This is a genomic window from Thermovirga sp. (assembly GCF_017656375.1).
Lineage (GTDB): Bacteria > Synergistota > Synergistia > Synergistales > Thermovirgaceae > Thermovirga.
The window spans coordinates 1-2,646 of record NZ_JACDOB010000073.1; the positions used below are offsets into that span (position 1 = coordinate 1).

A 2,646-nucleotide genomic window follows, 5' to 3' on the forward strand; every position below is an offset into this window, starting at 1 on the left:
TAAATATAAATGCCCGATTTCATGAAATAACGAAAACCAAAAAATATCTGCCCATTTATATCTTGAAGTAATAGCTATAAGAGCTTTATCTGGTGCAATCCACTTGGCTGCGCCCTGAATGGATGTGCCTTTGATGCTAGGTAGAAAAACAACTGCAATCCCTACTTTTGCGCAAATACTTATGATTTTTTTATCAAATCCTTCCTCGCAATACGTTAAGGTGCGTAATGATTCAAGAGACTCTAATACAGCTTTCCTAGAGAAAACAGACACGTTTTCTAGTTGTTTCTGGGCAATAATTTCAGCTAATCGCAACCATGCGAGCAAAGCGTAAAAAGAACTGCTTTTTGTTGGTTTTCTCCTAAAGTTGCTTGCGAGAGCTAGTTTTTCTACATTCTCTAGAGAAGATACTCCAAAGAATTTTCTTAAATTCAGAGCCCGCTCTAAAGGTTTTCTTGTATTTGGGACACACCTAAGTTTAGCCAGTTCAGAATAGGGAAACTTTTTTGTAAGCTCAATCTCCCTCTCTTTAGGCATACTTTTTAGTCGTGCAAGGTCTGCTTGATAGTTTGCTTCTAAATTAAGCCAAAAAACAGCATCAATACCTAATACATTTTCGAGCCCAGCTGCAGTTTCTGGCGTAATAGGCGCTTCCCCTTTAATAATTTGGTTTATGGTTTTAGGAGAAACTCCAAGGCGTATTGCTAATTCTTTCTGAGTCATGTTTATATATTCGAGTTCTTCCTTAAGTGTTTCTCCTGGTGGAATAGCATAATCAGTTAGTATTCTTTTTTTGTTTGCCATGATAATTACCTACCTCCAATATGGTAATGCATGTGACCCGAGATAGATCTATGCTACCGTCCTCTAACCGAGGTGGAGGATTATGATTGGGTTCAAAAACCATTCTAAGTCCCCGCCATACGTTAATAGCATACGTCCCACTTCTATCTCCTTTTAGAAGATGAAAATGAAGGCTTTTTCTCTTTGTTAAGCAAAAAAGATTGGGAGCGGCCTCCAATTCTTTCAATCTTTGCATTACCTTGAGCCCTGCTTGATGCCCCCACGTTGTTAGAATCTTTTCTTTTTTTGCTAAAATTCTTTCAAGCTTCCTTGTTTTAAAGCTTACATCCATTCCGCTCCTCCGTCAAGAATGATTTACGTAATGGGTATATCAAAATTGCCCAATCTGTTTATATCCCATTCCTGGGCATGCCTTGAACGGCAACTATTTTTGCCTTGTAGGTATATCAGTCCATGATGTCCGATGCGAGAAGGTGTAATGGTGGGCGGATTAGAAAGGGAAAGCTTAGTTTTATGGCATTAAAACGTATGGATCTATCTTGTATTTAATTTTGCTGGGTAATTTTTTTCGCGACTGCGTTCCAAATGTTCTAGTGGAGCCATTGGGGAAATGTGGGATAATAATCGTTGTTGCATCTAAAAGGTTGCCATCGGAATCATAAATGCTGAGCGTAAACATTGTATAACTGTAATCCTTACCCGATTTGTTGATCATTTCGCCTAAAAATTCGGTCCCAAACATTGAGTCCCGATACTGAATGTTTTTGAGTTCGAAGCCCCCGCTGATCTGCATCCCCCAAGCCCCCGAAGCCATGAAGGCCAACAATATTACTCCAACCAGGACTCGCTTGTACAACATTATCGCCCCCCGTCTTTCTACAACCCCATCCTTGGGGTGCTGTGTACAGCAACAACCCTGCCTACATATTCATACCAGCCAGCCTCAATATCATCTTTGCCTATCTCAATATCCGGATATGCTGGATTGGCGGCTCGCAGCAGAATGGACCCGTCGGGCCGGGCATAGTACCATCTGAGCATCCATCTTTTTTGTGGTCCATAGCAGACAAAGACTACGCTACCATTAATGGGCTCCTCGTTAGGAGCCACAATTACCAAGTCACCATCATGGATTTTGGCTCCTTCCATAGAGTTCCCCTCTACCTTCACCGCAAAAAGCCCCTCTGTACATATAGGGCCCAGCGAAGCGACCGCAACGGGGATCATATAATCTATAGATTCCTCCGGTATCTCATAAATATTTCCCTCCCCGCAGCAAACCGTATTGATATCAGATAGAGCAGGAACGAAAATGATGTCGCTGGACATTTGAGGTTGCAAGATGCATTGTTTTTCTTCGTCTGGTTCGATACTTTGATCCTTGATAATATCTTCTGGTTTACAGTTTAAAGCTTGTGCTATCAGGAGTAGTTTATTTACATCTATTCTGCGATGCCCAGTTTCTATTTGACTAAGGTAGTTTTGACTAATGCCAACCAAAGAAGCTAGTTCCTTTTGCGTCATACCTCTTGCTTGCCTCAGAGCGCGGATTTTAGCGCCAATATACATATCCCCCACCCCCTATTTTGAATTATATCTCTTTTGGTAATAAAAATCAGTCCCCAAAAGACAAATTTCCTTATTGAGCGATATTGACTTATTCCAATAAGTAATATAATATTATTTCAAATAGCAATTAGAGGTGAGGTAAATGCTACACAAACGTCTTTTGTATCTCCGTAAGTGCTTAAAACTTACTCAGGCGCAACTTGCTTCGCAAACAGGAATAACACAAAACTATTTATCTCAAATAGAAACGGGGCGCAAAACTCCATCTCTTAA

At 40.7% G+C, this 2,646-nt stretch carries 5 protein-coding genes; 1 reads left to right on the plus strand and 4 read right to left on the minus strand.

Features of this window, described 5'->3' with window-relative positions; genetic code table 11:
• From H0Z23_RS08870 to H0Z23_RS08885, 4 genes are all read right to left on the minus strand, one after another.
• On the minus strand, window positions 1-804 hold an 804-nt coding region (locus H0Z23_RS08870), incomplete at its 3' end, for a HigA family addiction module antitoxin (RefSeq protein WP_296869088.1).
• Complete coding sequence (locus H0Z23_RS08875; protein ID WP_296869089.1) at window positions 776-1,135, minus strand: hypothetical protein; 360 nt, start codon at window positions 1,133-1,135, stop codon at window positions 776-778. The genes H0Z23_RS08870 and H0Z23_RS08875, both read right to left, overlap by 29 nt.
• Window positions 1,136-1,315: 180 nt before the next feature.
• Entirely contained in the window at window positions 1,316-1,663 is a 348-nt protein-coding gene (locus H0Z23_RS08880; RefSeq protein WP_296869090.1) for an FxLYD domain-containing protein, read from the minus strand.
• Window positions 1,664-1,680: 17 nt separating this feature from the next.
• A complete protein-coding gene (locus H0Z23_RS08885) occupies window positions 1,681-2,373 on the minus strand; it encodes a LexA family transcriptional regulator (RefSeq protein ID WP_296869091.1) in 693 nt (230 codons plus the stop codon).
• 142 nt (window positions 2,374-2,515) lie between these two features.
• Between H0Z23_RS08885 and H0Z23_RS09035 the strand changes: the two genes are divergently transcribed.
• The coding region (locus H0Z23_RS09035; RefSeq protein WP_366928897.1) for a helix-turn-helix transcriptional regulator at window positions 2,516-2,646 on the plus strand (131 nt) is incomplete at its 3' end.